At 72.5% G+C, this 23342-nt stretch carries 17 protein-coding genes; 3 read left to right on the top strand and 14 right to left on the bottom strand.

From position 1 onward, the window contains the following. Window positions 1-122 precede the first annotated feature (122 nt). The 13 genes from AC07FJ_RS05615 to AC07FJ_RS05675 form a co-directional block, all read right to left on the bottom strand. Window positions 123-2987 carry an NHLP bacteriocin export ABC transporter permease/ATPase subunit gene (locus AC07FJ_RS05615; protein WP_479046894.1) on the bottom strand — a complete coding sequence of 955 codons (2865 nt, stop codon included), beginning with the start codon at window positions 2985-2987 and terminating at the stop codon, window positions 123-125. A gap of 28 nt (window positions 2988-3015) precedes the next feature. Further along, the gene (locus tag AC07FJ_RS05620; protein ID WP_479045586.1) at window positions 3016-5244 is read right to left on the bottom strand and encodes an NHLP family bacteriocin export ABC transporter peptidase/permease/ATPase subunit; all 2229 of its coding nucleotides are present in this window, start codon (window positions 5242-5244) and stop codon (window positions 3016-3018) included. Then, on the bottom strand, window positions 5241-6047 hold the full coding sequence (locus tag AC07FJ_RS05625) for a hypothetical protein (RefSeq protein WP_479045588.1): 807 nt from the start codon (window positions 6045-6047) through the stop codon (window positions 5241-5243). Before AC07FJ_RS05625 ends, AC07FJ_RS05620 begins: the two co-directional genes overlap by 4 nt. Window positions 6048-6148: 101 nt before the next feature. Beyond that, the gene (locus AC07FJ_RS05630; protein ID WP_361415603.1) at window positions 6149-6370 is read right to left on the bottom strand and encodes a type A2 lantipeptide; all 222 of its coding nucleotides are present in this window, start codon (window positions 6368-6370) and stop codon (window positions 6149-6151) included. A gap of 428 nt (window positions 6371-6798) precedes the next feature. After that, window positions 6799-7659 carry a geranyl diphosphate 2-C-methyltransferase gene (locus AC07FJ_RS05635; RefSeq protein ID WP_479045590.1) on the bottom strand — a complete coding sequence of 287 codons (861 nt, stop codon included), beginning with the start codon at window positions 7657-7659 and terminating at the stop codon, window positions 6799-6801. Between the two features lie 81 nt (window positions 7660-7740). After that, the gene (locus AC07FJ_RS05640) at window positions 7741-9042 is read right to left on the bottom strand and encodes a family 2 encapsulin nanocompartment cargo protein terpene cyclase (protein WP_479045592.1); all 1302 of its coding nucleotides are present in this window, start codon (window positions 9040-9042) and stop codon (window positions 7741-7743) included. 65 nt (window positions 9043-9107) lie between these two features. Next, window positions 9108-10538 carry a family 2B encapsulin nanocompartment shell protein gene (locus AC07FJ_RS05645; RefSeq protein ID WP_479045595.1) on the bottom strand — a complete coding sequence of 477 codons (1431 nt, stop codon included), beginning with the start codon at window positions 10536-10538 and terminating at the stop codon, window positions 9108-9110. A gap of 194 nt (window positions 10539-10732) precedes the next feature. Continuing rightward, entirely contained in the window at window positions 10733-11515 is a 783-nt protein-coding gene (locus AC07FJ_RS05650; protein ID WP_479045598.1) for a LutC/YkgG family protein, read from the bottom strand. Beyond that, entirely contained in the window at window positions 11512-12936 is a 1425-nt protein-coding gene (locus AC07FJ_RS05655) for a LutB/LldF family L-lactate oxidation iron-sulfur protein (RefSeq protein ID WP_479045600.1), read from the bottom strand. Before AC07FJ_RS05655 ends, AC07FJ_RS05650 begins: the two co-directional genes overlap by 4 nt. Continuing rightward, window positions 12933-13643, bottom strand: coding sequence for a (Fe-S)-binding protein (locus AC07FJ_RS05660; RefSeq protein WP_479045602.1), 711 nt, complete (start codon window positions 13641-13643; stop codon window positions 12933-12935). Before AC07FJ_RS05660 ends, AC07FJ_RS05655 begins: the two co-directional genes overlap by 4 nt. A gap of 231 nt (window positions 13644-13874) precedes the next feature. Next, the gene (locus tag AC07FJ_RS05665) at window positions 13875-17009 is read right to left on the bottom strand and encodes a tetratricopeptide repeat protein (RefSeq protein WP_479045604.1); all 3135 of its coding nucleotides are present in this window, start codon (window positions 17007-17009) and stop codon (window positions 13875-13877) included. After that, the gene (locus tag AC07FJ_RS05670; RefSeq protein WP_479045606.1) at window positions 17006-18877 is read right to left on the bottom strand and encodes an HSP90 family protein; all 1872 of its coding nucleotides are present in this window, start codon (window positions 18875-18877) and stop codon (window positions 17006-17008) included. The genes AC07FJ_RS05665 and AC07FJ_RS05670 overlap by 4 nt, the downstream gene beginning before the upstream one ends. 240 nt (window positions 18878-19117) lie before the next feature. Further along, the gene (locus AC07FJ_RS05675) at window positions 19118-20092 is read right to left on the bottom strand and encodes a LysR family transcriptional regulator (RefSeq protein ID WP_479045608.1); all 975 of its coding nucleotides are present in this window, start codon (window positions 20090-20092) and stop codon (window positions 19118-19120) included. A 163-nt stretch (window positions 20093-20255) separates the two neighbouring features. On the opposite strand from AC07FJ_RS05675, the gene AC07FJ_RS05680 reads away from it, so the two are divergent. Continuing rightward, on the top strand, window positions 20256-21170 hold the full coding sequence (locus tag AC07FJ_RS05680) for an NADP-dependent oxidoreductase (protein ID WP_479046896.1): 915 nt from the start codon (window positions 20256-20258) through the stop codon (window positions 21168-21170). Between the two features lie 26 nt (window positions 21171-21196). Here the strand turns inward: AC07FJ_RS05680 and AC07FJ_RS05685 are convergent, their stop codons facing one another. Further along, window positions 21197-21673 (bottom strand): MarR family winged helix-turn-helix transcriptional regulator, encoded by a 477-nt coding sequence (locus AC07FJ_RS05685; RefSeq protein ID WP_479045611.1) that lies wholly within the window; start codon window positions 21671-21673, stop codon window positions 21197-21199. A gap of 182 nt (window positions 21674-21855) precedes the next feature. Between AC07FJ_RS05685 and AC07FJ_RS05690 the strand changes: the two genes are divergently transcribed. Next, a complete protein-coding gene (locus AC07FJ_RS05690) occupies window positions 21856-22695 on the top strand; it encodes a CoA transferase subunit A (RefSeq protein WP_479045613.1) in 840 nt (279 codons plus the stop codon). Next, on the top strand, window positions 22695-23342 hold the full coding sequence (locus AC07FJ_RS05695) for a CoA transferase subunit B (RefSeq protein ID WP_479045616.1): 648 nt from the start codon (window positions 22695-22697) through the stop codon (window positions 23340-23342). The genes AC07FJ_RS05690 and AC07FJ_RS05695 overlap by 1 nt, the downstream gene beginning before the upstream one ends.

A 23342-nucleotide genomic window follows, 5' to 3' on the forward strand; every position in this document is an offset into this window, starting at 1 on the left:
CCTCCGGATCGCAGGGAGCTCCGCCCGGTGGGTCCGAGCGGGATTCGGAGACAGGGGTTCCCCTCGGCCTTCACTTCCGTGCGCGAGGCGGGCCGAAGCCCACCCTTTCGAGGGCGGACCGGTCAGCTCATCTGACGGTATACCAATTCACGCAAATGGCCCCCGGGCGTCGCCAGCAGCGTGGCCGGCGGGCCCTGTTCCACAACGCGGCCGGCCGACATGACGATCACCCGGTCGGCGTCCATGACCGTGGAGAGCCGATGGGCGATCACCAGGCGCGTGGCGTTCAGTCGGCGCGTGGAGTCGATGACGATGCGCTGCGTCTCGTTGTCGAGGGCGCTGGTCGCCTCGTCGAAGAAGAGGATCCTCGGGCGGCGGATCAGCGCCTGGGCGATCATCAGCCGCTGGCGCTGGCCGCCCGAGATGGCGCCGCCGCCCGCGATCATCGTGTGCAGGCCCATCGGCATGCGCTTGACGTCCTCGGCGAGGCCCGCCATCTCGGCGGCCGCCCAGACCTCCTCCTGCGAGAAGGTCTCCGCGCCGCAGATGCAGTCCATGATCGAGCCGGTGAGCGGCTGCGCGTTCTGCAGGACGACCCCGCACTGGCGGCGCACCGCCGCCTGGTCCAGCGCGGCCAGGTCCTGGCCGTCGTACAGGACGCTGCCGGAGGTCGGCCGGTCGAAGCCGATGAGCAGGCGCAGCAGGGTCGACTTGCCGCAGCCGCTCGGGCCGACGACGGCCACGAACTCGCCCGGGCGGATGTCGAGCGACACGTCGTCCAGGACGAGCGGCGCGTCGTCGGCGTACCGGAAGGAGACGTTGCGGGCCTCGATGGCGCCCGACAGGACGCCCGGCTGGGCCGTGGAGCCGCGCACCTCCGGGGCCTCGTCCAGCACCGGCTTGATCTGTTCGAACATCGGCAGCGCGGCCGCCGCCGACACCAGCGCCCCGGTCAGCTGCGTCACCGACGTCAGCAGCATCGTCACGGACGTACTGAACGTCAGGAACGCGCCCGCCGACATCGAGCCCCGCGCCGGGCCCGCCAGCAGCATGAACATGATGAGCGAGCAGAGCGGCAGGTACACCGCGTCCAGGACGGTGGTGATGTTCTTGATCCGGCCCGCCCGCTGCTGCAGCTCGCGCGAGCGGGCGAACTCCCGCGCCCACGCCGCGTACGCGAAGCTCTCCGCCGCCGCCACCCGCAGCTTCGGCAGCCCGCGCAGCGTCTGGAAGGCCTGGTTGTTCAGCTTGTTGCCCAGCTCCACCAGCCGCCGCTGCCAGCGCACCTGCCACAGCCCGAGCCCCAGGAAGACCGCCCCGATGACCAGCAGCATGGCGACCGCCGCCAGCGCCAGCGGCACGCTGTAGCAGAACAGCAGCACCAGGTTCATGGTGCCGATCGTGGTCGCCTGGAGCGCCACCGGCCCCACGCCGGTCATCACCCGGCGGATCGCGCTGATGCCCAGGGCGGCGCTCGCCAGCTCACCCGTGGAGCGCTCGGTGAAGAACCGCGTCGGCAGCCGCAGCAGCCTGTCCCACACGGCCGGTTGCAGCACGCTCTCGACGCGGCCCTCCATCCGCAGCAGCGTGAGGTTCTGCAGCAGCATGAACGCCGCCGAGACCACGCTGGTGACCATGATCGCCAGCGACATCTGCACGATCAGGCTCTTCTCGGCGGCCGGGACGTACGAGCCGAGCACCTTGCCCGTCGCGATCGGCACCAGCGCCCCCAGGCACACGGTCACCAGACCGGCGAGGGCCAGGTTGCGTACGTCGCCGACGGTGCCGCGCATGCTGAACCGCAGCAGCCCCCAGGGCGACAGCGGCCGGTCGGGCAGCGGGCGGTAGAACATCACGGCACGCGGCTCCAGCTCGGCCGCCTTCTCCGCGCCCAGCCGGATCCGCAGGCCGGACGCCGGGTTCACCGCCTCGTACCGGCCGCGCCGCCACAGCAGCGCCACAGGCGCCCCCGACTTGGCCCAGTGGCCGACGAGCGGTCCGGAGTCCGTGCGCCACCAGTCCCCGTCGAGCCGGACCGCGCGCGTGCGGACCCGGGACGCGACCGCGATGCGCTCGACCGGGCCCATCCGCTCGTCGGCCGTACCGTCGCTCCGCACCGCCTCGGCCAGCGTGATCCCCGCCGCCCGTGCGACCCGGCGGCACACGGCGTACGTGGCGTCGTCGCTCGCGCCGCCCCCCGCGCCGGACTTCCGCCCGGCGCGGTCCGGGCGGCCGATGGACGCCAGCAGCGCCTGGTCCGCCCGCGCGCGGACGGCCTCACCCGCGCGGATGCCGGCCGCGGCGCGGTCCTCGTGCGCCCGCTCCAGCTGCTCGATCCAGCGGTCCACGGCCGACAGCAGCCGGTACTGCTGGTTGACCATCCGCTGCCACAGGCCGCCGTCCACCAGCAGATCGCCCGCCGCGTCCGCGCCGTACGCGGCGCCGTACTGGACGCTTCCCGGGGGCACCGGCATCCAGAGCATGTCGTCGTCGGCGACCGCCTCCCCCTCCTCGGCGGCCGGCCGCCCGTCCAGCGGGGCCTCGAACAGCACGCCCAGACTCCGGGAGGTACCGAGCGCGAAGGCCTGCTCCAGGGGGCTCTGTTCACCGTACGAGTCACCGTACGAATCACCGTACGAACCCTGCGGCCCGTACGCATGCGCGCCGTACGGGTCGTACGGGTCGTACGCGCCGCCGCCGTACAGCTCCCGCAGCGCGATCCGGCGCAGCGCGCAGTCCTGGGTGGGGCGGCCGACCAGCGTGTGCTGCGGGCCCTCGACCGGGCCGAGGAGCAGGCTGCCGGCCTCCAGCCGGCCCAGGAAGTGCCAGTTGCCCTGCTGCGCCGCGTCGACCGCGAAAAGGTCCAGGCCGCCGCCGACGACCAGCCACAGCACGTACGGCCCCTCCAGGTCCACACTGCGCGCCCCGGCGCAGTCGACGGGCGTGCCGAGGCCGCCGAGGGCGTGGGTGACCGGGTCGGCCCCCATGACGGAGGGGACAGGGTGAAGGGACACGTCAGCGCTCCCGTACCAGCTCGGCGTACGCGCCACCGGCGGCGATCAGATCCTCGTGGCGGCCGCGTTCGACGACCGTGCCGTGGTCCAGCACCACGATCTCGTCGCTGTCGCGCACGGTGGACAGCCGGTGGGCGATGACGACGCACGCGCAGCCGCGCCGCCGCAGATTGTCGATGATGACCTCTTCGGTCCGCGCGTCCAGGGCGCTCGTCACCTCGTCGAGGACGAGGATCGACGGCCGTCGCACCAGCGCCCGGGCGATCTCCAGCCGCTGCCGCTGACCGCCCGAGAAGTTGCGCCCGTCCTGTTCGACGCGGCTGTGGATGCCCTCCGGCCGCCGCGCGATGACGTCGTCGTACAGGGCGGCGTCGCGCAGCGCGGCGACGACGGCCTCGTCCGGTATGGAGGGGTCCCACAGGGCGACGTTGTCGCGGACGGTGCCCTCGAAGAGGAAGACGTCCTGGTCGACGAAGGATACGGAGGCGGCCAGCGCGCTGCGCGGGATGTCCTCCAGGCGCTGTCCGTCGATGCGGATGGTGCCCTCCCACGGGGCGTACAGGCCGGAGATCAGCCGGGAGACGGTGGACTTGCCACTGCCGGAGCCGCCGACGAGCGCCACCTGCTGCCCGGGGCCGACGGTCAGCGAGAAACCGGTCAGGAGCGGCTTGTCGAGCGGGCTGTAACCGAAGGTGATGTTCTCCAGCTCCACCAGCCCCTTGAGGCGCCGGGTGCTCGTGTCCGCCTCCACGCGCGCGTAGAGGGTGTCCGCGGGGAAGTTCTCGACGTCCTTGAGCCGGGCCACGTCGGCGGCGAAGTCCTGGATGCGGCCCGCCACTCCGTTGAGCCGGGTGAGGGGCGCGGTGAAGCGCGTGACCAGCGCCTGGAAGGCGACCAGCAGGCCGATGGAGATATGGCCCTCCACCGCACGCAGGCCGCCGATCCACAGGATCAGGGCGCTGTTGAGCGTCGCGAGGGTGGGCGCGACCACCGCGAGGACCGCGCTCGGCACACCGAGCCGCTGCTGCACCTCCAGGGTGGTGGCGTGCTGCCCGGCCCAGCGGCGGAAGTAGCCGTTCTCGCCACCGGTGGCCTTCATGGTCTCGATCAACTGGAGGCCGGTGTACGAGGTGTTCGTCAGCCGCGCGTTGTCGGCGCGCAGCTTCTGGGTGTGGGTCGCGCGCAACCGGATGACTATCCGCATCGCCACCACATTGAGGAGGGCGATCCCCACGCCCACGACCGTCAGTTGCGGGTCGTACGTCCACAGCAGCAGCGCGTACAGGATCACCACGATGCCGTCCACGCCGGCGGCGGCGAGGTCACGCGCGAGCGTCTCGGCCACCGCGTCGTTGGACTGGAGCCGTTGCACCAGGTCGGCGGGGCTGCGCTGGGCGAAGAAGGTCACCGGCAACCGCATCAGGTGCCGGAGGAAGCGGGCGCTGCTGAGGGTGGAGGAGATGATCCGCCCACGTAGCAGGTTCGCCTGCTGCAGCCCGGTCAGCACGGCCGTGAGCGCCACCATCGCGGCCATCGACGCGAACAGCGGTGTGAGCACCGAGCTCTGCCCGCCGATCAGGAACATGTCGATGTACGTACGGCTCAGCGCGGGCACCGCCGCCCCGACCGCCACCAGCAGCAGGCTGGCCAGGAGCGCGGCCAGCAGGGTGCCGGTCGTGCCGCGCAGCCGCGCGGGCATGGCACGCAGCACCCCCGGCCTGCGCCCGCCCCGCCGGAAGGACGCACCCGGCTCCATGACCAGGGCCACCCCGGTGAAACTGGTGTCGAACTCCTCCGTCGACACGAAACGGCGGCCCTTGTCGGGGTCGTTGATGTGGACGCCCCGGCGCCCGAACAGGCCGAACCGGCGCCCCATGCCGTCGTAGACGACGTAGTGGTTGAACTCCCAGAAGAGGATGGCCGGCGCCCGCACCTCCGCGAGCGCGGCCGGCTCCATCTGCATGCCCTTGGCCTGCAGTCCGTAGCTGCGGGCCGCCTTCAGGACGTTGCTGGCCCGCGAGCCGTCGCGGGAGACGCCGCACGCGATGCGCAGCTCCTCCAGCGGCACGTGCCGCCCGTGGTGCGCGAGCACCATGGCGAGGCAGGCGGCGCCGCATTCCACGGCCTCCATCTGCAGGACGGTGGGCGTGCGGACGGCCTTGGCCTTCGGGCCCCTGCCCGCCTTGGGCGCCGGCTGGGCGCGGCGCCGTCCGCCGGTCGCGGCGCTCACGGCAGGAGCCAATCGATCGGGTGCTGCTCGGCGAGATGGACCGAGCCGGTGGCCAGGGTCATGGAGTCGAGGGGGTACGAGGGCCCGTCCGACGTCGACCACGCGTACCCGGTCTTCGTCGAGGAGGACGGCTCCAACCGGACCAGGACCATGACCGGCGGGCCCTGTCGGGAGAACTCCTCACCGAGCTGGCCGCTGCCGAGGAAGGCGGTGATGCGCTGGCGGGTCTGCGCCGTCCGTCCGACCGCCTTCACCCGTCCGCGCAGCACGCCGTACTGCTGCGCCGGTACGGACTGGACGGTGAGGTCCACGGAGGCGCCCACGGGCACGGCGGCGCCGCGGTCGGCGGCGACGTACAACACGGCCATCAGCGGGTCGTCCTCCTCGCCGGCCCGCTCCACGGCCGCGACATCGGCGCCCGTGGTGACCACCGAGCCGATCGTGGCGACGAGAGCCGTCAGCCGGCCCGCGGCGATGGCGCGGACGACGGTGGTGCCCTCCGGGGTGCGCACCTCGACCAGCGGGGCGTCGGCGGCGACGTACTCGCCCTCCTTGGCGCGTACGTCCACGACCTGGCCGGAGACGGGGCTCTGCAGGATGTAGCTGCCCTGCGCGTGCGTGAGGATCCCGGGCGCGGAGAGGGTGGAGGAGACGGACCCGGTGACGGCCCAGGCGGAGGCGGCGATCATGGCGAGCACGGTGACGGTGAGGACGAGCAGTCCCTGCGGGCGCGCGAAACGCACCGGCAGGTCTATTTCCTCCGGTGATTGCAGCTTGGAAAGGGCCTTTTGGCGGAACTGCACGTAACTCTTCCCTCGACTGCACATGTCCGTTTAGGGAGTGAAACAAGGAAAAGCGGGGTGAGCCCCGGAACAGGAGAGTTCCGGGGCTCACTCAGGCCGTCTCAGAGGCCGGCGACGAAGCCGGTGAGGGCCGAGGAGTTGAGGCCGGCGAACGACTCGACGGCACCGACGGCGGAGGTGGCGACACCGGAGACCGGGGCGATGGAGTCGACCGTCGCGGTCACGTTGGCCACGGCGCTGCCGGCCACGGCGGAGTGCAGACCACCCGACACGTTGTCGAGGTCGGCGTCGGAGATTTCCTGGGTCTGGATCTGGGGGTTCATGCGGAGGTTCCCTTCACACGGATAACTCGAAAGCACTGCGGGAGATCGGCACTTTGTGCGGAGGCCCGCAGTGCGATGGATCAAAGCACGGGGGCGCGCCGCTCAGCCAATCGGCCGGACGGCGTTCCGAGCGATATCCCGCCGATGAATTACCACCGTGTGCAGGGGTGTTCATGAATTGGTGCCGGGTTCTTCACAGGCCCCTCCGTTCCCGGTGGTCGGCGCGCATGGGCCGAGTGATGCGGAATTGGACATTCCGGCATCAACGCGCCGAGCTGACGGTACGTCAGCTGACGGGCGATGGGAGAAGGTGTGACGCCTGTACATTCGGTGTGCAGATTCGCTGGCATCGCGCCATAACGGACGCGAAGAAGCCCCCCGCGGCCCGGGCGACGGCCCGGGCTCCACAGGGGGCTGGTGCGGACCGGTCAGACCCGGTCGGCAGCGATGAGGAGGTAGTGGAAGCTGCCCTCCTTGTACGCGGTGAGGAACGGCTCCTCGATGCCGGTGGCCAGCGACGACTTGGCGCGCAACTCCCAGTACGGGATGGTCTGCGGCGTCAGGTCGACGACGTCGATCGGCACCAGGTTGTTGGCCGCCAGGGCCTTGAAGTAGGCGCTGCGCGGGTGGATGTTGCAGGTGTAGTGCTCGTCGATGCGGCTGACCGCCTTGGAGCGGCCGCCGGTCACGTCGTTGTAGCAGCCGGTGATGCAGACGTAGCGGCCGCCGAACTCCAGGACCCGCGCCACCTCGGCGTACAGCTCGAACAGGTCGACGTACATGGTGGTTTCGTTGGTCCACGCGCCCCGGCGCGAGGCCGTCTCGAAGCGGGTGTCGAGCATGTTCCGGAAGTGGAACCTCACCCGGTCCGAGACGCCGCGCTCCTCGGCCTGCGTGTTGGCGAAACCGACCTGGTACTCGGAGATCGACACGCCGTCGACCCGGCAGCCGAAGCGCTGGTTGGCCATGAAGCTGGTGCCGCCGCGCCCCGAGCCGCAGTCGAGCAGCATGTCGTCGGCCGTGACGGGGCCCAGGTGGTCCAGCAGGACGTCGGCCTGGGCGGTCTCCAGGCGGTGGAGTTCCCGGGTGATGCGGTCCTGGCGCGTCTCCTGCGGCCCCTCCAGTACGGAGGGGTCGTACTCGCCGAGCCCGTAGTGGTGGTGGTAGAGGCCGTCGACCTCACCGAGACGCAGGTTGACCGGGTCGTGCTGGTTGGTGTTCCAGTACGCGGCGACGGACTTCTGGTAGTCCGTGCGCAGCACCTGTTCGGGGGAGGCGGTCGTGGTCATGCCGGATGGCTCCCTGTGATGTGTGTGGGGGGGGAGGGGGAGGAAGGGGGGAGGGGAAGGGAGGGGTGAGCGGATACGACGTCAGGCCGCTTCGGCGACGTTGTAGCGGGCACTGCCCGCGTGCCATTCGCGGTTGCCGCCCACCCAGGCCCACGTACCGGCTAGAAAGCGGCGCAGTTCGGGGGAGCCGGTGACGGAGAGGGCGGCCGCCTCGGCCTCGAAGGTGTGCATCAGCTCGTCGTGGATCTCGACGCTGCGCTCCACCGCGACCTCCATGGAGCACTGCTCCTCGGCCGCGATCAGCATCGGCAGGCTGAAGTCCGTGGGGTCTTCCTTGCCCATCGAGTACAGGTCGTTCATGAGGACCGTCGCCGTGCCGGCCAGGTTGAACGTCCGGCGCACCCGGGGGTCGGAGAACTCGGCCATCGGCACCTCGTAGCCCGCGACGGCGTCCACCAGCACCATGCACGGGATGAAACTGTTCTCGTGACGGTGCATCAGGTACTCCCAGACCGGCGGCCGCTGCCCCTTCGTGTGCCACACGCCTTCCTGGCCGTACGCGACGAACATGATGGCCAGCTCGTGGCGGAGGCGGCGCACCTGGGTCGTGGTGGCGTGGTCGTGCAGGTTGGTGAGGGCGGAGCGCAGGGCCATCGCCACCGGGTCAGCGCGCACCACCTGCTCCAGCTCCGGCGCGTACCGCAAGGGGAGCTGGGCCTGGTCGATCACCGAGTGGGCGATGGCGAGCCGTCGGCCCAGCAGGTCGTGCCGGGCCTCCTCCGCCTCCCCGTCCACGTAGTGGTCGTCGACGGCCCACTCGGCCAGCGCGCACTTCGCCGCCGCCAGCAGCCGGTCGGGGTCGTCCGACTCGGGGTGCGCCAGCATCATCAGCCGTCCGAAGTCGGCCGAGCGGACCTTGTCGAGCTGACCGGGGTAGATGCCGATCTCCTCGGCCCAGGCGACCAGCCGCTCGTTGACAGCCTCGCCGAGGGCGGGGTCGTCGCGGAGGGCGGGCGGGCAGTACAGCGTGGGATGCGACCCGGTGGAGGGGGCGGAGGCGGTCCGCCCGTCGGGTGTGGCGGTCCTGTCGGGCGCGGTGGTCCCGGTGGGCGTGGTGGGTGTGGCGGTTCCGGTGCGCGCGGTGGTCCCGCCGGGTGCGGTGCGCCCGGTAGGGGCCGGGGAGCCCTTCGCCACACCGCCCGCCGGCCCCAGGGACCACAGCCGGGCGGCGGCGGAGCCCAGCCCCGTCGGACCGGTGGGCAGCCGGGGCGCCGGTGGCGCCGACAGCTTCGCGGGCCCCGAGGGCCCGTTCAGCACGGCGCTCACCAGGCCCGCGAGCTCATGGACGGCCGCAGGCGCGGACATCCGGGACAGCAGCGACATCGGCCCGGCCCTCCTTCACCTTCCGGTTCGGTCGCAGGCGGCCGCGCAGGCGACTACGCAGGCGTCTACGCACGCGGACGGACCTCGATGTTCTCGAGGATGCCGATGGCGTCGGGGACGAGGATCGCGGCCGAGTAGTAGGTGCTGACCAGGTACGAGATGATCGCCTTCTCGTCGATCCCCATGAACCGGACGTTGAGGCCCGGCTCGTACTCGTCCGGCAGCCCCGTCTGGTAGAGGCCGATGACACCCTCATTGTCCTCGCCCGTACGCATCGCGATCATCGAGGACGTCTGGTGCTCGGTGATCGGGATCTTGCCGCAGGGCAGGATGGGGATGCCGCGCCACGCGGGGATGTGGTGGCCGCCGATGTCCACGCTGCCGGGGTTCACGCCGCGCTTGGTGCACTCCTTGCCGAAAGCGGCGATCGCGCGCGGGTGGGCGAAGATGTACTGCGTGCCGCGCCGCATGCTGATCAGGTCGTCCAGGTCGTCCGGGGTCGGCGGACCGGCGGGGCTCTGGATGCGCTGGTTGTAGTCCGTGTTGTGCAGCAGCCCGAAGTCCGGGTTGTTGACCAGCTCGTGCTCCTGGCGCTCGCGCAGCGCCTGGACCGTCAGCTTGAGCTGCTGCTCGGTCTGGTTCATCGGCTTGTTGTAGAGGTCGGCGACCCGGCTGTGCACCTTCAGGATCGTCTGCGCGACGCTCAGCTCGTACTCGCGCGGCTCGAGTTCGTAGTCCACGAAGGTGGTCGGGAGCGGCGGTTCGCCCTCGTGGCCCGAGAGGAAGCTGATCTCCACCTCGCCGTACTTGTTCGTCGGCCGGTGCCCGTTGGACGTGAGCCCCTGGACGTGGTCGCGCAGCGTCTCGTACTGCGACGCCACCGTCTTGTACGCCGACTGGGGGAGCGTCAGCACGGTGGTCGTGGTGAGGGCGCGGACCGAGAACTCCCACTTGGCGTCGGCGGCGCCCGCCAGCACCCGGCCGCCGAAGGAGTCGCCGTCGGCGAGCATGCCGAGACGCGTCTCGGAGTCGTCGTACTTGCCCTTGCCGACCTTCTCCACCTTGCCGTGCGCGATCAGGAAGACCGTGTCCAGCTTGCGGCCCGCCTCGACGAGGACCTGGCCCGGCTCGTACGTCTTCTGGACGAACTTGTCCGCCAGCGCCGCGAGGGCGGTCGGGTCGTTGAACCCGCGCAGCAGCGGCAGTTCACACAGCTCGGCCGGGACGACCTGCACCTTGGAGCCGGTCTGGATGAAGGTGACGCGGCCGTCCCCGACCGAGTACGACAGGCGGCGGTTGACCCGGTAGGCGCCACCGGGGACGTGCACCCACGGCAGTTTGCGCAGCAGCCAGCGAGAGCTGATCTCCTGCATCTGCGGTTCGGACTTGGTGGTCGTGGCGAGATTCCGCGCGGCCCGCGTGCTGAGGCTGAGCTGGACGCTCTCCTGGGTGAGGATGTGCGGCGGCTCGGGAGCGGGACGTGTCTCGACGGCCATGAAGGGCTTCCCTTTCGTATGGTGATCCGCCTGGCTCCTCATGGCGGGCACCGACCCGACTCCACCAGGCGTCATCACGCGTAGTGAATATGCGTGACGCAGAGTGCGCCTGGATTGAGGTGCGCGTGCGCGTGTCGCGCCGCAGCGCGCGTCCTGCGCGTACGCCCCCACGCGCGCCTGCGCGCGCCCCCTCTCTACCGGTCGCCGACCACCAGGACGACGTGGAGGGTGCGCGGGCCGTGGACGCCCTCGACCCGGTCGAGCTCGATGTCGCTCGTCGCGGACGGCCCGGACACCCAGGTCAGTGGACGCCCCGGCACCAGGCGCGGCAGCGCCTCCGGGAGCGACGCGACGACCTGGCCCGGCGCGCGCACGACGCACACGTGGAGGTCCGGCACCAGCGTCAGGGCCCGGCGGCCCTGGCCTTCGGTGCCGTCCAGGACGAGGGTGCCGGTCTCGGCGATCGCCAGGGCGCAACCGGTGACGACGGCGTCGGTCGTGTCGAGCCGGCGGGGTGTCAGCGGTTCGGCGCGGGTGTCGTGGCGCTGCTCTGCACCGGTTCCGGCGAGCCAGGCGGCCGGCAGCCCGGGCGGCACGGCGAGCGACCGTACGCCGTGTTCGGCGAGCAGGCCGGCGATGACCTCCGGGAGCCGCTCCTCGGTCGTACGGTGCACATGGGCGCGGTAGTCGGCGAGGTTGTGGTGGAGGAGGTCCAGGAGCGCGGCCGGGTCGTCGGACGGGGCGTGCGCGGTGAGGTAGTCGCGGGCCGGCTCCGGCGCTTCGGGTGCGTCGGCGACGGCCGCGCGGATCCGGGCGAGGATCCGCTCGCGGGAGCCGCTGCGGGGCGCGGGCGCGTGCGCGGGTGGGGGCGCGGGATCGGAGCCGTCGCGGTGTCCGGTGCCGTGGCGAGGTCCGGTGCCACCGCGGAGTTCGGCGCTCGTGCGGGGCTCGTCGCCCTTACGGGGTTCGGCGTTCATGCCTGGTTCTTCCTCCACCACTCGCGGAACGACTGCTCCGGCATCTCCGGCAGTTCCCGGCCCTCCGTCCACGGCCCCGCGCCCGGCAGCCGCGACGGATGCGCGCGGCGGGTCGCGGCGGCGAGCCGCTCACCGGCGGCGAGGGCGGTGGGGTGGTCGAGCAGCCAGGTCGCCGCCCGGACGGCGGCCTTCTCCAGCCGGTGCCCCCTGCCGCCCTGCTCGGCGACGCGCCCGCGCAGGTGCACCAGCACCTCGGGGATGTCGATGGCCACCGGGCACACCTCGTAACACGCCCCGCACAGCGACGACGCGTACGGCAGCGAGGCGTCGATCCCGCTGGCCGTGCCCCGGAGTTGGGGCGTGAGGATGGCGCCGATCGGGCCGGGGTAGACGGAGCCGTACGCGTGGCCGCCGGCCCGCTCGTACACGGGGCACACGTTCAGGCAGGCCGAACAGCGGATGCACCGCAGCGCCTGCCGCCCGACCTCGTCGGCGAGCGCGGCGGTGCGGCCGTTGTCGAGCAGGACGAGGTGGAACGTCCGGGGCCCGTCCCCGTCGCTCGTGCCGGTCCACATGCTGGTGTACGGGTTCATGCGCTCGGCCGTCGACGAACGCGGCAGCGTCTGCAGGAACACCTCCAGGTCCCGCCAGGTCGGCACCACCTTCTCGATCCCGACGACCGAGATCAGGGTCTCGGGCAGGGTCAGGCACATCCGCCCGTTGCCCTCGGACTCGACCACCACCAGCGTGCCTGTCTCGGCGACCATGAAGTTCGCGCCGGAGATACCCACTGTGGCGCGCAGGAACTTCTCGCGCAGGTGCAGGCGGGCGGCCTCGGCCAGTTCGGCGGGCGTGTCGGTCAGGCCGTCGGGCGCGGGCCGCCCCCAGGCGCCCATCCGCTCACGGAAGATGTCACGGATCTCGCCGCGGTTGCGGTGGATCGCGGGGACCAGGATGTGCGAGGGTCGGTCGTCGCCCAACTGCACGATCAGCTCGGCGAGATCCGTCTCGTACGCCGCGATGCCCTCCGCTTCCAGGGCTTCGTTGAGGCCGATCTCCTGCCTGGCCATGGACTTGACCTTCACGACCTCGCGCTCGCCGGTGGCCTTCACCAGCTCGGTGACGATCCGGTTCGCCTCGTCGGCGTCCGCCGCCCAGTGGACCGTGCCGCCCGCCGCCGTGACCGCCGCCTCCAATTGGAGCAGATACGTGTCCAGATGACGCAGCGTACGGTCCTTGATCTGCTTGCCCGCCTCCCGCAGATGCTCCCAGTCCGCCAACTCCGCGACCGCCCGGGCCCGCTTGTCGCGGATCGTGTGCGTCGCGTGCCGCAGGTTCGCCCGCAGCCGCTCGTCGCGTACGGCCGTGGCCGCCGCCTGGGGGAACGCCGGCATCCCGACGAACGTCGTCGTCCCGCTCACCGCAGCGGCTCCTCTTCCGTGCTCGCCAGGATCTCGGCGATGTGCACCGCCCGCATCCGCTCCCCCTCCCGCCGCAGGATCCCGTCGACGTGCATCAGACACGAGTTGTCCGCGCCGCACAGCACCGCCGCGCCCGTCCCGGTCGCGTGGCGCACCTTGTCGCGGCCCATCGCCAACGACACCGCGGCGTTCTTCACCGCGAACGTCCCGCCGAACCCGCAGCACTCCTCCGCGCCCGGCAGCTCCACCAGCTCGAGGCCCTTCACCGCCTCCAGCAGCCGGCGCGGCCGGTCCCCGAGCCCCAGCATCCGCAGGCCGTGACAGGAGGGGTGGTACGTGACGGTGTGCGGGAAGTACGCGCCCACGTCCGTCACACCCAGCACGTCGACCAGGAACTCGGTCAGTTCGTACATCCGGGGCCCCAGCTCCGGCGCGCCCAGCTTCGGGTAGTTGTCCCGCACCATCGCCGCGCACGAACCCGACGGCGTCACGACGTACTCGTACCCCTCGAACGCCCGCACCGTCCGGCGCACCAGCGGCAGCGTCTCGCTTCGATAGCCGGTGTTGTACTGCGGCTGGCCGCAGCACGTCTGCTCCGCCGGGAAGTCCACCTCGACCCCCAGGCGCCGCAGCAGCCTCACCACGGCGATGCCGGTGGCGGGGTACACCGCGTCATTGACGCAGGTCACGAACAGCGCGACGCGCATCCTGGCTCCTCTCTCCCTCTCGACATGGGACATCCGGGCGTCGGCCCCGTCCCCTGCCCGTGTCGCCGCGCCGCGCGGAGTGTAGTGGCGCGGCGGCCGCGCCGTGGCGACCGGGTGCCGCATGTCCGCCAGGTGGTCCGCCAGGTGGTCCGTCCGGCATTCCGGCCGGCGGACGCACGGCCCGGGCCGCGATGGCCCGGACCGAGTCGCCCGACCCCCGTCGTGTCCGGGTCAGGCCCCGCCGCCGATCTGTTCGAGCGTGTGCTCCAGTTGCGGGAGGCAGCCGCGGGACTCCTCCGTGTCCAGAGCGCCGAACTCGTCGATCAGCGACCGCAGTCGTGCGGTGGCCGCGTCCGTACGGCCCAGGCCCTGCTCTGCCCACGCCGCCTGGACGGCACACCGCGCCCGCTCGTCCAGCGCGCCGGCGCCGAGCGCGGCGAACGCCGCCTCCGCCCGCTCCAGCAGGAGCACCGCCTCGCGCCGGGCCTCGGCGGCCTCGGCGGCCGCGGCAGTGTCCTGCCGTGTCTCGCCGACGCCCTCCCCGTCCGCCCCGTCCGCCCCGTCCGCCGCGTCCGCCCTGTCCGCCGTGTCCTCCGCTTCCTCCCCGTCCTCCGCGTACAGCTCGTCCAGGATCAGCTCGGCCGTCTGCGCCCAGGTACGCGCACGCTCCACCAGCAGCTCGGCCCCCTCGCCCTCGACCGCCGTGAGCGCCCTCGCCATCAGGTCCCTGGCGGCGGCCGGGTCGCCGCCGCGCATCTCCAGCCAGGCGAGCGAACGCAGCGCGCGGGCGAGGGAGACCGGATCGCCCACGCTCTCCCACAGCTCGACGGCCCGCTGGTACGCCGCGACCGCCTCGTCCCGCAGGCCCGCGCCCGAGAGGCACTCGGCGGCGAGCGTCGCCAGCTGGGCGTGCGGCCCCGGGTGCTCCCAGCCCTTGGCCACCTCGGCGGCGAGAAGGTACTGCTCCGCCGCGGCCCGCCGGTCGCCCAGTGCGCGCAGGTTCCGCGCGAGCGTGTCGCGGGCGCGCACGGCCTGCTCGTCGCCGTGCTCCAGCAGGTCCGGCAGCGCGGACTCCAGCACCTCGGCCGCCTCGGCGGAGCGACCCGTCTCGCCGAGGGCCTGGGCGAGGACGAGCCGGGCGTACGCGCCCGCTCCCGCGGAGTCGCCCGCCGCGTCGAACCAGTGGGCGGCCTCGAGGGCGTACTGCGCGGCCTCGGCCTCCTCGCCGTCCCGCTGGTACAGCACCTCCGCCAGCGTCAGCCGCACCACGCCGAGTTCGTGCGGGTCCACGAGCTCCGCGCCGTGCGTCACCGCGGCGCGGGCCGCCTCCTCGGCGTCGTCGAGGCGGCCGAGCCGCATCAGCAGCCGGGCCCGCCGCGACAGCGGCTCCGCGGCGTCCCAGGGGTGGCCCGAGGCGATGACGCGCCGCGCGGCCAGGGCGAGCAGCTCGTCCGCCGTGTCCGCGTCGCCCGACCGCCAGGCCAGGTCGGCGCGGATGCTGTCCGCCTCGGCGAGCAGATCGTCCACACCGCTGCCGTCGCTGCCCGTGTCCCGCCCGAACTGTTCGGTGAACACGGCCAGATCGGCTTCGAGGCGTGCGTCGCCGTGGTCCTCCTCGTCGTGGCGCAGCGCCGCGTCGATCTTTATCTTCAGCAGGGCGGCCGTCGCGATCCGGCGTGTCCTGGTGGGGTCGGCCGGGTCCAGGGCCTGGGCCGAGGCGGCGGCGGCCGCCGTCAGGTCGCGGACCTCCTCCGGCTCCGCGCCCGCTCGCACCGCCGCGGTGGCCACGCGCAGTTCGGCGAGCGCGGCACGGCTCGGCTCACCGGCGGCGCGGTAGGCGGCGGCGGTCCGCTCGAAGAGCTCCCGCGCGCTCTCGTCGCCCGCGCGCCCGGCGCGGATGGCCCGGTGGTCCAGCAGGTCGGCCACGAGCAGCGGATCGGTGGTCTCGCCCGCCTGCGAAACCTCGCCCCCCTCCGTGGTGTCGCCCCCCTCCGTGGTGTCGCCCCCCTCCGTGGTGTCGCCCCCCTCCGTGGTCTCGCCCGCCTGTGAGGCCAGGGCTTCCACCCGGTCCCAGGCGGCCGTCGCCCGGGGGTGGCCCTGGGCGCGCAGCTCCCGGGCTTCGGCGACTGCCCCGGCGAGCAGGTCGGCCGGGGAGGCCGAGCCCCCGGGGGCCGCCGCCTGGTCACCGCCACGGGGAACCGGCACCACCGGTGCCGGGGTGGGCGGGCCCGCGAGCCGGGCGGCCCGTACGCCCAGGGGCAGACTCGCCAGCAGCGGTTCGCGCTCCAGCCGGTGCTTCAGCCGCCCGGACACGACGTCGCTGCCGTTGCGCTCGTCGAAGCGGGCCGCGATCCCGGTGGCCTCGGCGGTCAGCAGCTCGTGCAGCTCCCGCACCGTGCGCTGCCGCCCCGCGTACGCGACCGCGGGCTGCTCGCCGATGCCGAGCTCCAGCAGCCGGCGCGTCAGGACCAGGACCCCGGTGAGCAGCTCCAGCCGGGCCCACGGGTTGCCTTCGGACGCGAGGTGCGCGGCGTGCTCCGAGAGGATCTCCAGGCCCCGGCCCTCATTGCCGGTCAGCGCGCAGAACTCGATGTGCAGGCCGATCGAGGGCAGCAGGCTCTCGTTGCCCCGGGCCATGCGGTAGCCGCGCAGGTGGTGGGCGCGAGCGTCGTCCAGCCGGCCCGTCCGCACCAGCGGGAGCAGCGACTTGGCCAGCACCCGGTGCGGCTCCTCCATGCACCCGGCGCTGCCGTCGAGGACCGGCGCCCACGTGCGCAGGGCTTCGTCGTCCTGTCCCTGGCTCAGCCGGTAGTGGCCCTGGCCGCCCAGCTCGCAGGCGTGGCAGTTGGCCATCCGGTCGCGCTCCGCCGCCGTCCACGCGGCGAACGCGCGCGCCGCCCGCTCGGTGTCGCCGGTCTCCTCGGCCAGCTCGAACTCGGCCTGCCGCACGGCCCGCTCGCTGTATCCGGCCATCCGGTAGCGGCGCTCCATCTCGCCGAGCCACTGCTCCATGGTGGCGAGCGGGATCTCCGGCAGCGTCAGCATCCCGGAGCTGACCCACTTGAACATCCAGTGGAAGGTGTGGGTGTCCGCCCCGTCGAACGCGGACGGGTCACGGTCCCACTCCTGCATGAGGCGCGCGAACGGCACCAGCATCTTGCCGCGTTCGGTGCTGTACTCGTACGCCCTGACGAGCCCGAAGAGCGCCTGTCGGAGCAGGTCCCGGTCCCCGGTGGCCTCGGCCGCCGTGACCAGCTCCTCCGCCCGCGCGTTGCGCAACAGCCCGTTGGGCGCGGACTCGTTCTCCCACAGGGCCCGGCGGATGTCCTCGGGGCCGGGCCGGCCCGCGTGTTCGGCGGTGGTCACTTGTCGTCCTCCCGGGTGGTGCCCTCGGCGGGGGTGGTGGTGGGGTGCGTCGCCCATTCCAGGAGCCCGAGGAAGGCCCGGTTGAGCAGTGAGGTGTCGGCGGGGCGCAGCGGGCGCTGCGCCATCAGCAAGGCCTGCCCGTACAGCGACTCGACCGCCGTACCGGCCAGCTCGGGGTCGGTGATCGCCGCGACGCGCCGCACCAGGGGGTTGTTGTGGTTGAGCACCAGCCGGGCGCGGGGCGCCGAGCCGCGCAGGGCGCCGAGGATGTCGCTCCACAGGGTGTCGGCGCCTTCCTCGGCCGCCGCGCGGTCCCGCTCGTGGCGGGCCTCCCGGTCGTCGAGGTACAGCGCCGGCACGGTGACGGGCTGGAAGGCGCGGAGCGCCACATCGCAGCCCAGGGCGTCGAGCCGGGTCCGGGCGGTGGCGAGGAACGCGGCCAGGGCCAGCTCCTGCTGCGGTTCGACGGGGTCGAGGTGGGCCGTGACGGCGCCCGCGTCGAGCTCGCTGACGGTGACACCCTCCCTGACCTGGGGCAGCAGGGCGATGAGGTCCGCGTCGTAGGTGTACCCGCCGTTGACGACGCCGAGGCCGTGCGCGGCGGCGATGGGGGAGACCTGCCGGAACTCCTCCACCGTGCGCGTGAAGTGGACCTGCGGGTGGGCCCGTACGAACTCGTCGAGGGTGGCCCGGCCGTCGCTGGTCTCGAACGGCAGCCACGGCAGCATCAGCGCGAACAGCTCGGCGTCGTGCCGCGCCATCGACTTCACGCCCAGGTGGTGCACGGTGAGGAACGCCGCCAGCCGGTCCGGGTCCCCGGCCGCGAGCTCGGTGAGCCACTCGCGGATGCGGACGCCGAGCGCCTCGCGCACGGCGGCGAGGGTCTCGTCGTCGTACAGGTTCTCCCGGGAGGCCGTCGGGCGCAGGGTGTCGGTGTCCAGGACGACGCGGACGAAGAACGCCCAGTCGGGCAGGAGGTTGTCCGCCCGGTCGGTGAGCAGCATGCCCTTCAGGTAGACCCGGTGCGCCGCCCGGTGGGCGGGGCTGGTGGCGGAGGGCAGGACGTAGGCGACACCGCGTACGCCCGCGACCGGCAGGTCCAGGTCGATGGAGTCCAGCGGCGTGAACCCGAAGACCCGCGCGCAGTGCCCGGCGAGCGCGACGCGCCGCGCGGTGGGCGTCGGGTACGGCCGGTCCCACACGGCGGGCCGCTCCGTCAGCGGTCGGTCGGCGGCGTCCGGCCCCGTGAAGGTGACCTCGTGGGGCAGCAGCGAGCCGAAGTCCCTCGCCAGTTCGGCCACACGCCCCGGCTCGGTCCACTCCTCGGCCCCGGGGCGCGGCTCCAGCCGCACGGTGGTGCCCGGCTCCGGACGCGCCTCGTGGGGCAGCGTCCGCACCGTGTACGACCCGTCGTCGCTCGCCAGCCACTCCACCGGCGGCTCGTCGGGCTTGCGGGCGGAGCGCGACACCACGCGTATCCGCTGGGCGACGACGAAACAGGCGAGCAGTCCGATGCCGAACTGCCCCAGGAACTCCTGCCGTGCGCTGTCCAGGGCGTCGCGCTTGGAACTGCGGCCGATGGTGGCGAGGAGGGTGTGCACCTCCTCGGAGGTCAGACCGATGCCGGTGTCCTCCATGACGACGGCGTCGCCGGTGGCCGTCAGCCGGATGCCCGTGGGCGCGGCGGGGTCGTGGGCGAGGCGGGCGGTGACCGCGTCCACGGCGTTCTGCAGCAACTCGCGGACGTACACGCGCGGGCTGGAGTAGAGGTGGTGCGACAGCAGATCGACGAGGCCGCGCAGGTCCACCTGGAAGGTGTTGACCGACGGCTCGGAGGACTCGGAAGGCTCGGACGGGCGAAGGTTCATGGGCACAAGGGAGCACCCTCACGGCCCCGGACGGCGGCCGCGGGTGCGGGTCGGGCGATCGCGGGGTCCCCCCCTCACGAATCGCGATGGACCCGGCCCTGGCCCCGGCGCCGTACGCGGGCATGCGCGCACGCCACCGAGGAGGACTCGGAATTGCTGACCATCGTAGGGAGGGCCACTGACAATGCCCAGGTACTTTCCCGCGGGCTTCCCGTGGGGGCCGTCAGATCCCGCGGCTGGTCACTTCCGTGGGCTCAGTGCTGCGCGGTCCGCTTCGGGCAGCCACCAGGGAGCGTCGGGAAGGCGATGCCAGTGATGGGCCCTGGCGTAGGTGTGGACGAGCTCCAGAGCACGGTGGGTGGCGGCCGTCGCGGTGGTGCCGTTCCAGACGGCGTGCCAGGGGTAGAGAGGGACCGGGCTGGTCAGAGGGCGAGCGGTCAGGCCCTCGGGAAGCTGCCCCGTGGTGAGGCCGAAGGCGGGGTAACCGCGGGCTTGCACGGTTGCGTGGACGGCGGTGCGGCCGTGCCCGCGTACGCGGAGCGCGCTGCGCAACCCGAAGGCGGCCATGGTCTGGTCGATCCAGTCGCGCCATTCGGCGGCTTCGTCGGCGGTGTGGACGAGGAGGGGGTGGTCGGCGAGAGAGGCCAGGGGCACCTCGTCGCGTTCGGCGAGAGGGTGGTCGGCGGGGACGATGACACCGATGGGCTCCAGCCGTACGGGCATGGTGGCCAGGGGCGCCGGCAGTTCTCGGCCGGGGCCGGGGCCGAGGCCCAGGCCGTGGATACGGCCGAAGGAGAGATCGAGCTCGCCGGAGAGCAGGCGGGGCAGCGCGGCGGCCAGGCCCTGGCTGTGGACGACCTCCAAGGGCAGGCACGGGGTCTGGGAGCTCAAGTGCTGGGCGAGGAGCGAGGGGGTCAGTCCTTCGGTGAGGACGTCGATGCGCAGCGGTGTGCTGGTGCGGGCGAGGTCGTCGACAAGTCGTTGGGCATCAGTGAGCAGCCGCCGTGCGCGGGTGGTGAAGACCTCGCCCGCGGGGGTGGGGGTCACCTGGCGGCGGTCGCGGTGGAACAGCTGGACGCCGAGGCGCTTCTCCAGGGCGGTGATCTGAGCGGACAGGGTCTGCTGCGCGATGGAGAGCCGGGCGGCGGCCCGGCCGTAGTGACGTTCTTCGGCGAGCGTCACGGCGTAGCGGGCCTGGCGCAGATCGAGATCCACCCCTTCACCGTAACAGCCTGAGACTGTCGAGTGTCTGGCGGAGAGTGTTGGACCCGCCAAGGTGCGCAGACGTTGACTGGGGAGCAGAAGACGCTGTTCGAGACACATCCGAAGCCTCGGCCGGCGATTTAACCGCTCATTCGAAGGTGTAGGCGCAAGCGTGATGAAGGCAGTGGTGATGGACTCCTATGGCGGCCCGGAGGTGCTGCGGGTGGCTGATCTTCCCGAGCCGCAGGCAGGCGCGGGACAGGTCCGGGTGCGGATCAAGGCGGCGGGGCTGAACCCGATCGATGCCAAGATCCGGCGCGGGGAGTTCGACGCGGTCTACGACATCTCTTTCCCTCAGCAGCTCGGCAACGAGTTCGCCGGTGTGGTGGACCAGGTCGGTGACGGTGTCGGCGGTTTCTCGGTCGGGGACGAGGTGATCGGGTTCGTGGACATGGCGGCCTACGCCGAGCAGGTCGTCGTCCCCGAGGAGAACCTGACGCCGAAGCCCGCGGCCCTCTCGTGGGAGACGGCCGCGGTCGTGGGGGCGGTCGGGCAGGCGGCGTTCAACGCGCTGGCCCGGCTGGAGCCGAAGGCCGGGGAGACGGTGCTCATCCATGGCGCGTCCGGTGGCGTCGGGAGCCTGGCGGTGCAGTTCGCCCGAGCGAGGGGCGTCCATGTGATCGGAACGGCGGGCGAGGCCAACCACGACTACCTCCGCTCCCTCGGTGCCACCCCGGTGGCGTACGGCGAGGGCCTGGAACGGCGGGTGCGCGAGTCGGCCCCGCAGGGCGTGGACGCCTCGCTGGACCTGACGGGATCCGAGGAGGCCATCAGCGTGTCCGTCGCCGTGACCGGCGACACGCGCCGGATCGTGACGCTGGCCGGCCCGGGGCTCGCCGAGCGGTACGGCATCACCATGATGTTCGGAACCCGCTCGGCCGCCACCGTCGCCCACGTCGCCCAGGCGGTGGCACGCGGTGAGGCCACCCTGCCCATCGCCCGCCGCTTCGCGCCGGCGGACATGGCCGAAGCGCACCGGCAGATGGAGAGCGGCGGACACCAGGGCAAGCTCGTCCTGACGGTGGACTGAACCCCGGAGCCCCGGTCGGCCGATCCCTACGAACCCCCGCCCGCCACCGCGTAGTCCGGCTCCGCCGGGTTGCGGAGCCCCTCCGCAGCGTCCGAGACGCGGCGCAGCAGGGCCAGGAAGACCGTCTGCTCGGCGGGGTCCAGGGGGGCGAGGAAGACCTGGTTCATCCGGGCCGTGCGGACCGCGAGGCGCTTGTGCACGCGTACGCCCTCCTCTGTGGCGTGCAGCACGGAGCGGCGGCCGTCGCGCGGGTCGCGCACCTTGTCGACGAGGCCGCGGTCGGCCAGCCGGCGGACCACCTCGGCGATGGTGGAGCGGTCGAGGCCGACCCGCTCGCCGACCGTCCGCTGGTCCAGGGCGTCCTCGCCCACCAAGGTGTTGAGCACGGCGAACTGCGGGGAGGTGACCTCCTCCGAGACCATCGTGGTCCACAGCAGCGTGTGCGCCTGCTGCAACCGCCGGGCCAGATGGCCCGGGTGGCTGCCGAGATCGAGTGCGGGCACGGTGGACTCCTCTCTCCCGACGACTCTCCCAGGAGACCGGTGTCCCCGAGCCGGGACAGTGTCTCACGTATGCACAGTGCACTGAGGGTCTTGACCGGCCCGGAAGGCGATGCCAGGCTGCTTCCCGTCGACAAATGCTCAGTGCACTGAGCATTTCTTTCCGCTCGGGAGGAACCAGCCGGATGGACAAGGTGGTGGCCACGGCAGCGCAAGCGGTGGCCGACATACACGACGGAGCGTCCCTGGCCGTCGGCGGCTTCGGCCTCAGCGGCGTACCGAACACGCTCATCCAGGCGGTGTTCGAGACCGGCGTCAGGCGCCTCGCCGTCGTCTCCAACAACTGCGGAGCCTTGGAGTCCGGTCTCGCCGTGCTCCTGGCCGCCGGGCGCATCGCCCGCGTGACCGGCTCGTACATCGGCGCCAACAAGGAGTTCGCCCGCCAGTACCTCGGCGGCGAGCTGGAGTTGGAGCTGATCCCCCAGGGCACCCTCGCCGAGCGGCTGCGCGCCGGCGGCGCGGGCATCCCCGCCTTCTACACACCGGCCGGCGTCGGCACCCAGGTCGCGGACGGCGGCCTGCCCTGGCGGTACGACGGCGACGGCGGCGTCGCGGTGGCGTCCCCGCCCAAGGAGGTCCGGGAGTTCGACGGCGTACCGCACGTCCTCGAACACGGCATCCGCACCGACTTCGCGCTCGTCCGCGCCGCCAAGGGCGACCGCCACGGCAACCTCGTCTTCGCCAGGTCGGCCCGCAACTTCAACCCGCTCGCGGCCATGGCCGGACGCGTCACCGTCGCGGAGGTCGAGGAGCTGGTCGAGCCCGGCGCGATCGACCCGGACCACGTGCACCTGCCGGGCGTCTTCGTCCAGCGCGTCGTCGCCCTTACCCCGGAGCAGGCCGCCGACAAGAAGATCGAGAACCGCACGGTCCGCACGATCCGCCCTGTCCGCCCCGTCCGCCCCGTCCGTACGGACCCTCCGACGCGTACGGACCGCACGACAACCCGAGAGGCGCGTGGCTGATGCCCTGGACCCGCGACCAGATGGCCGCCCGCGCCGCCGCCGAACTGCGGGACGGCGAGTACGTCAACCTCGGCATCGGACTGCCCACCCTCATCCCCGACCACCTCCCCGACGGCGTCCACGTGGTCCTCGAATCCGAGAACGGCATCCTGGGCACCGGCCCCTACCCGTACGAGCACGAAGTCGACCCCGACCTCATCAACGCGGGCAAGGAGACCGTCACCGTCCTGCCCGGAGCCTCGTACTTCGACTCGGCGCTCTCCTTCGCGATGATCCGCGGCGGCCACATCGACGTCGCCGTCCTCGGCGCCATGCAGGTCTCCGCCCGCGGCGACCTCGCCAACTGGGCCGTCCCCGGCAAGCTCGTCACCGGCATCGGCGGCGCCATGGACCTCGTCCACGGCGCCCGGCGGGTGCTGGTCACCATGACGCACACCGCCAAGGACGGCAGCCCGAAGATCGTCGAGGAGTGCACCCTGCCGCTCACCGGCCGGACCTGCGTCCACCGGATCATCACCGACCTCGGCGTCCTCGACGTCACCGACGACGGCCTGGTGCTCGTGGAGACGGCCCCCGGAGTCACCGCCCGGGACATCGCCGACCGCACGGCCGCCCCGGTGCGTACCGGGGCGACCGAAGCCCGTTGA

It is taken from the genome of Streptomyces sp. NPDC045998 (assembly GCF_056430285.1).

What these genes read in the sequence shown, in the direction of transcription:
- AC07FJ_RS05615 (WP_479046894.1), bottom strand. Translation starts at nt 2,987, where the DNA reads ATGGGGGCCGACCCGGTCACCCACGCCCTCGGCGGCCTCGGCACGCCC.
- AC07FJ_RS05630 (WP_361415603.1), bottom strand. Translation starts at nt 6,370, where the DNA reads ATGAACCCCCAGATCCAGACCCAGGAAATCTCCGACGCCGACCTCGAC.
- AC07FJ_RS05635 (WP_479045590.1), bottom strand. Translation starts at nt 7,659, where the DNA reads ATGACCACGACCGCCTCCCCCGAACAGGTGCTGCGCACGGACTACCAG.
- AC07FJ_RS05640 (WP_479045592.1), bottom strand. Translation starts at nt 9,042, where the DNA reads ATGTCGCTGCTGTCCCGGATGTCCGCGCCTGCGGCCGTCCATGAGCTC.
- AC07FJ_RS05645 (WP_479045595.1), bottom strand. Translation starts at nt 10,538, where the DNA reads ATGGCCGTCGAGACACGTCCCGCTCCCGAGCCGCCGCACATCCTCACC.
- AC07FJ_RS05650 (WP_479045598.1), bottom strand. Translation starts at nt 11,515, where the DNA reads ATGAACGCCGAACCCCGTAAGGGCGACGAGCCCCGCACGAGCGCCGAA.
- AC07FJ_RS05660 (WP_479045602.1), bottom strand. Translation starts at nt 13,643, where the DNA reads ATGCGCGTCGCGCTGTTCGTGACCTGCGTCAATGACGCGGTGTACCCC.
- AC07FJ_RS05670 (WP_479045606.1), bottom strand. Translation starts at nt 18,877, where the DNA reads ATGAACCTTCGCCCGTCCGAGCCTTCCGAGTCCTCCGAGCCGTCGGTC.
- AC07FJ_RS05680 (WP_479046896.1), top strand. Translation starts at nt 20,256, where the DNA reads ATGAAGGCAGTGGTGATGGACTCCTATGGCGGCCCGGAGGTGCTGCGG.
- AC07FJ_RS05690 (WP_479045613.1), top strand. Translation starts at nt 21,856, where the DNA reads ATGGACAAGGTGGTGGCCACGGCAGCGCAAGCGGTGGCCGACATACAC.
- AC07FJ_RS05695 (WP_479045616.1), top strand. Translation starts at nt 22,695, where the DNA reads ATGCCCTGGACCCGCGACCAGATGGCCGCCCGCGCCGCCGCCGAACTG.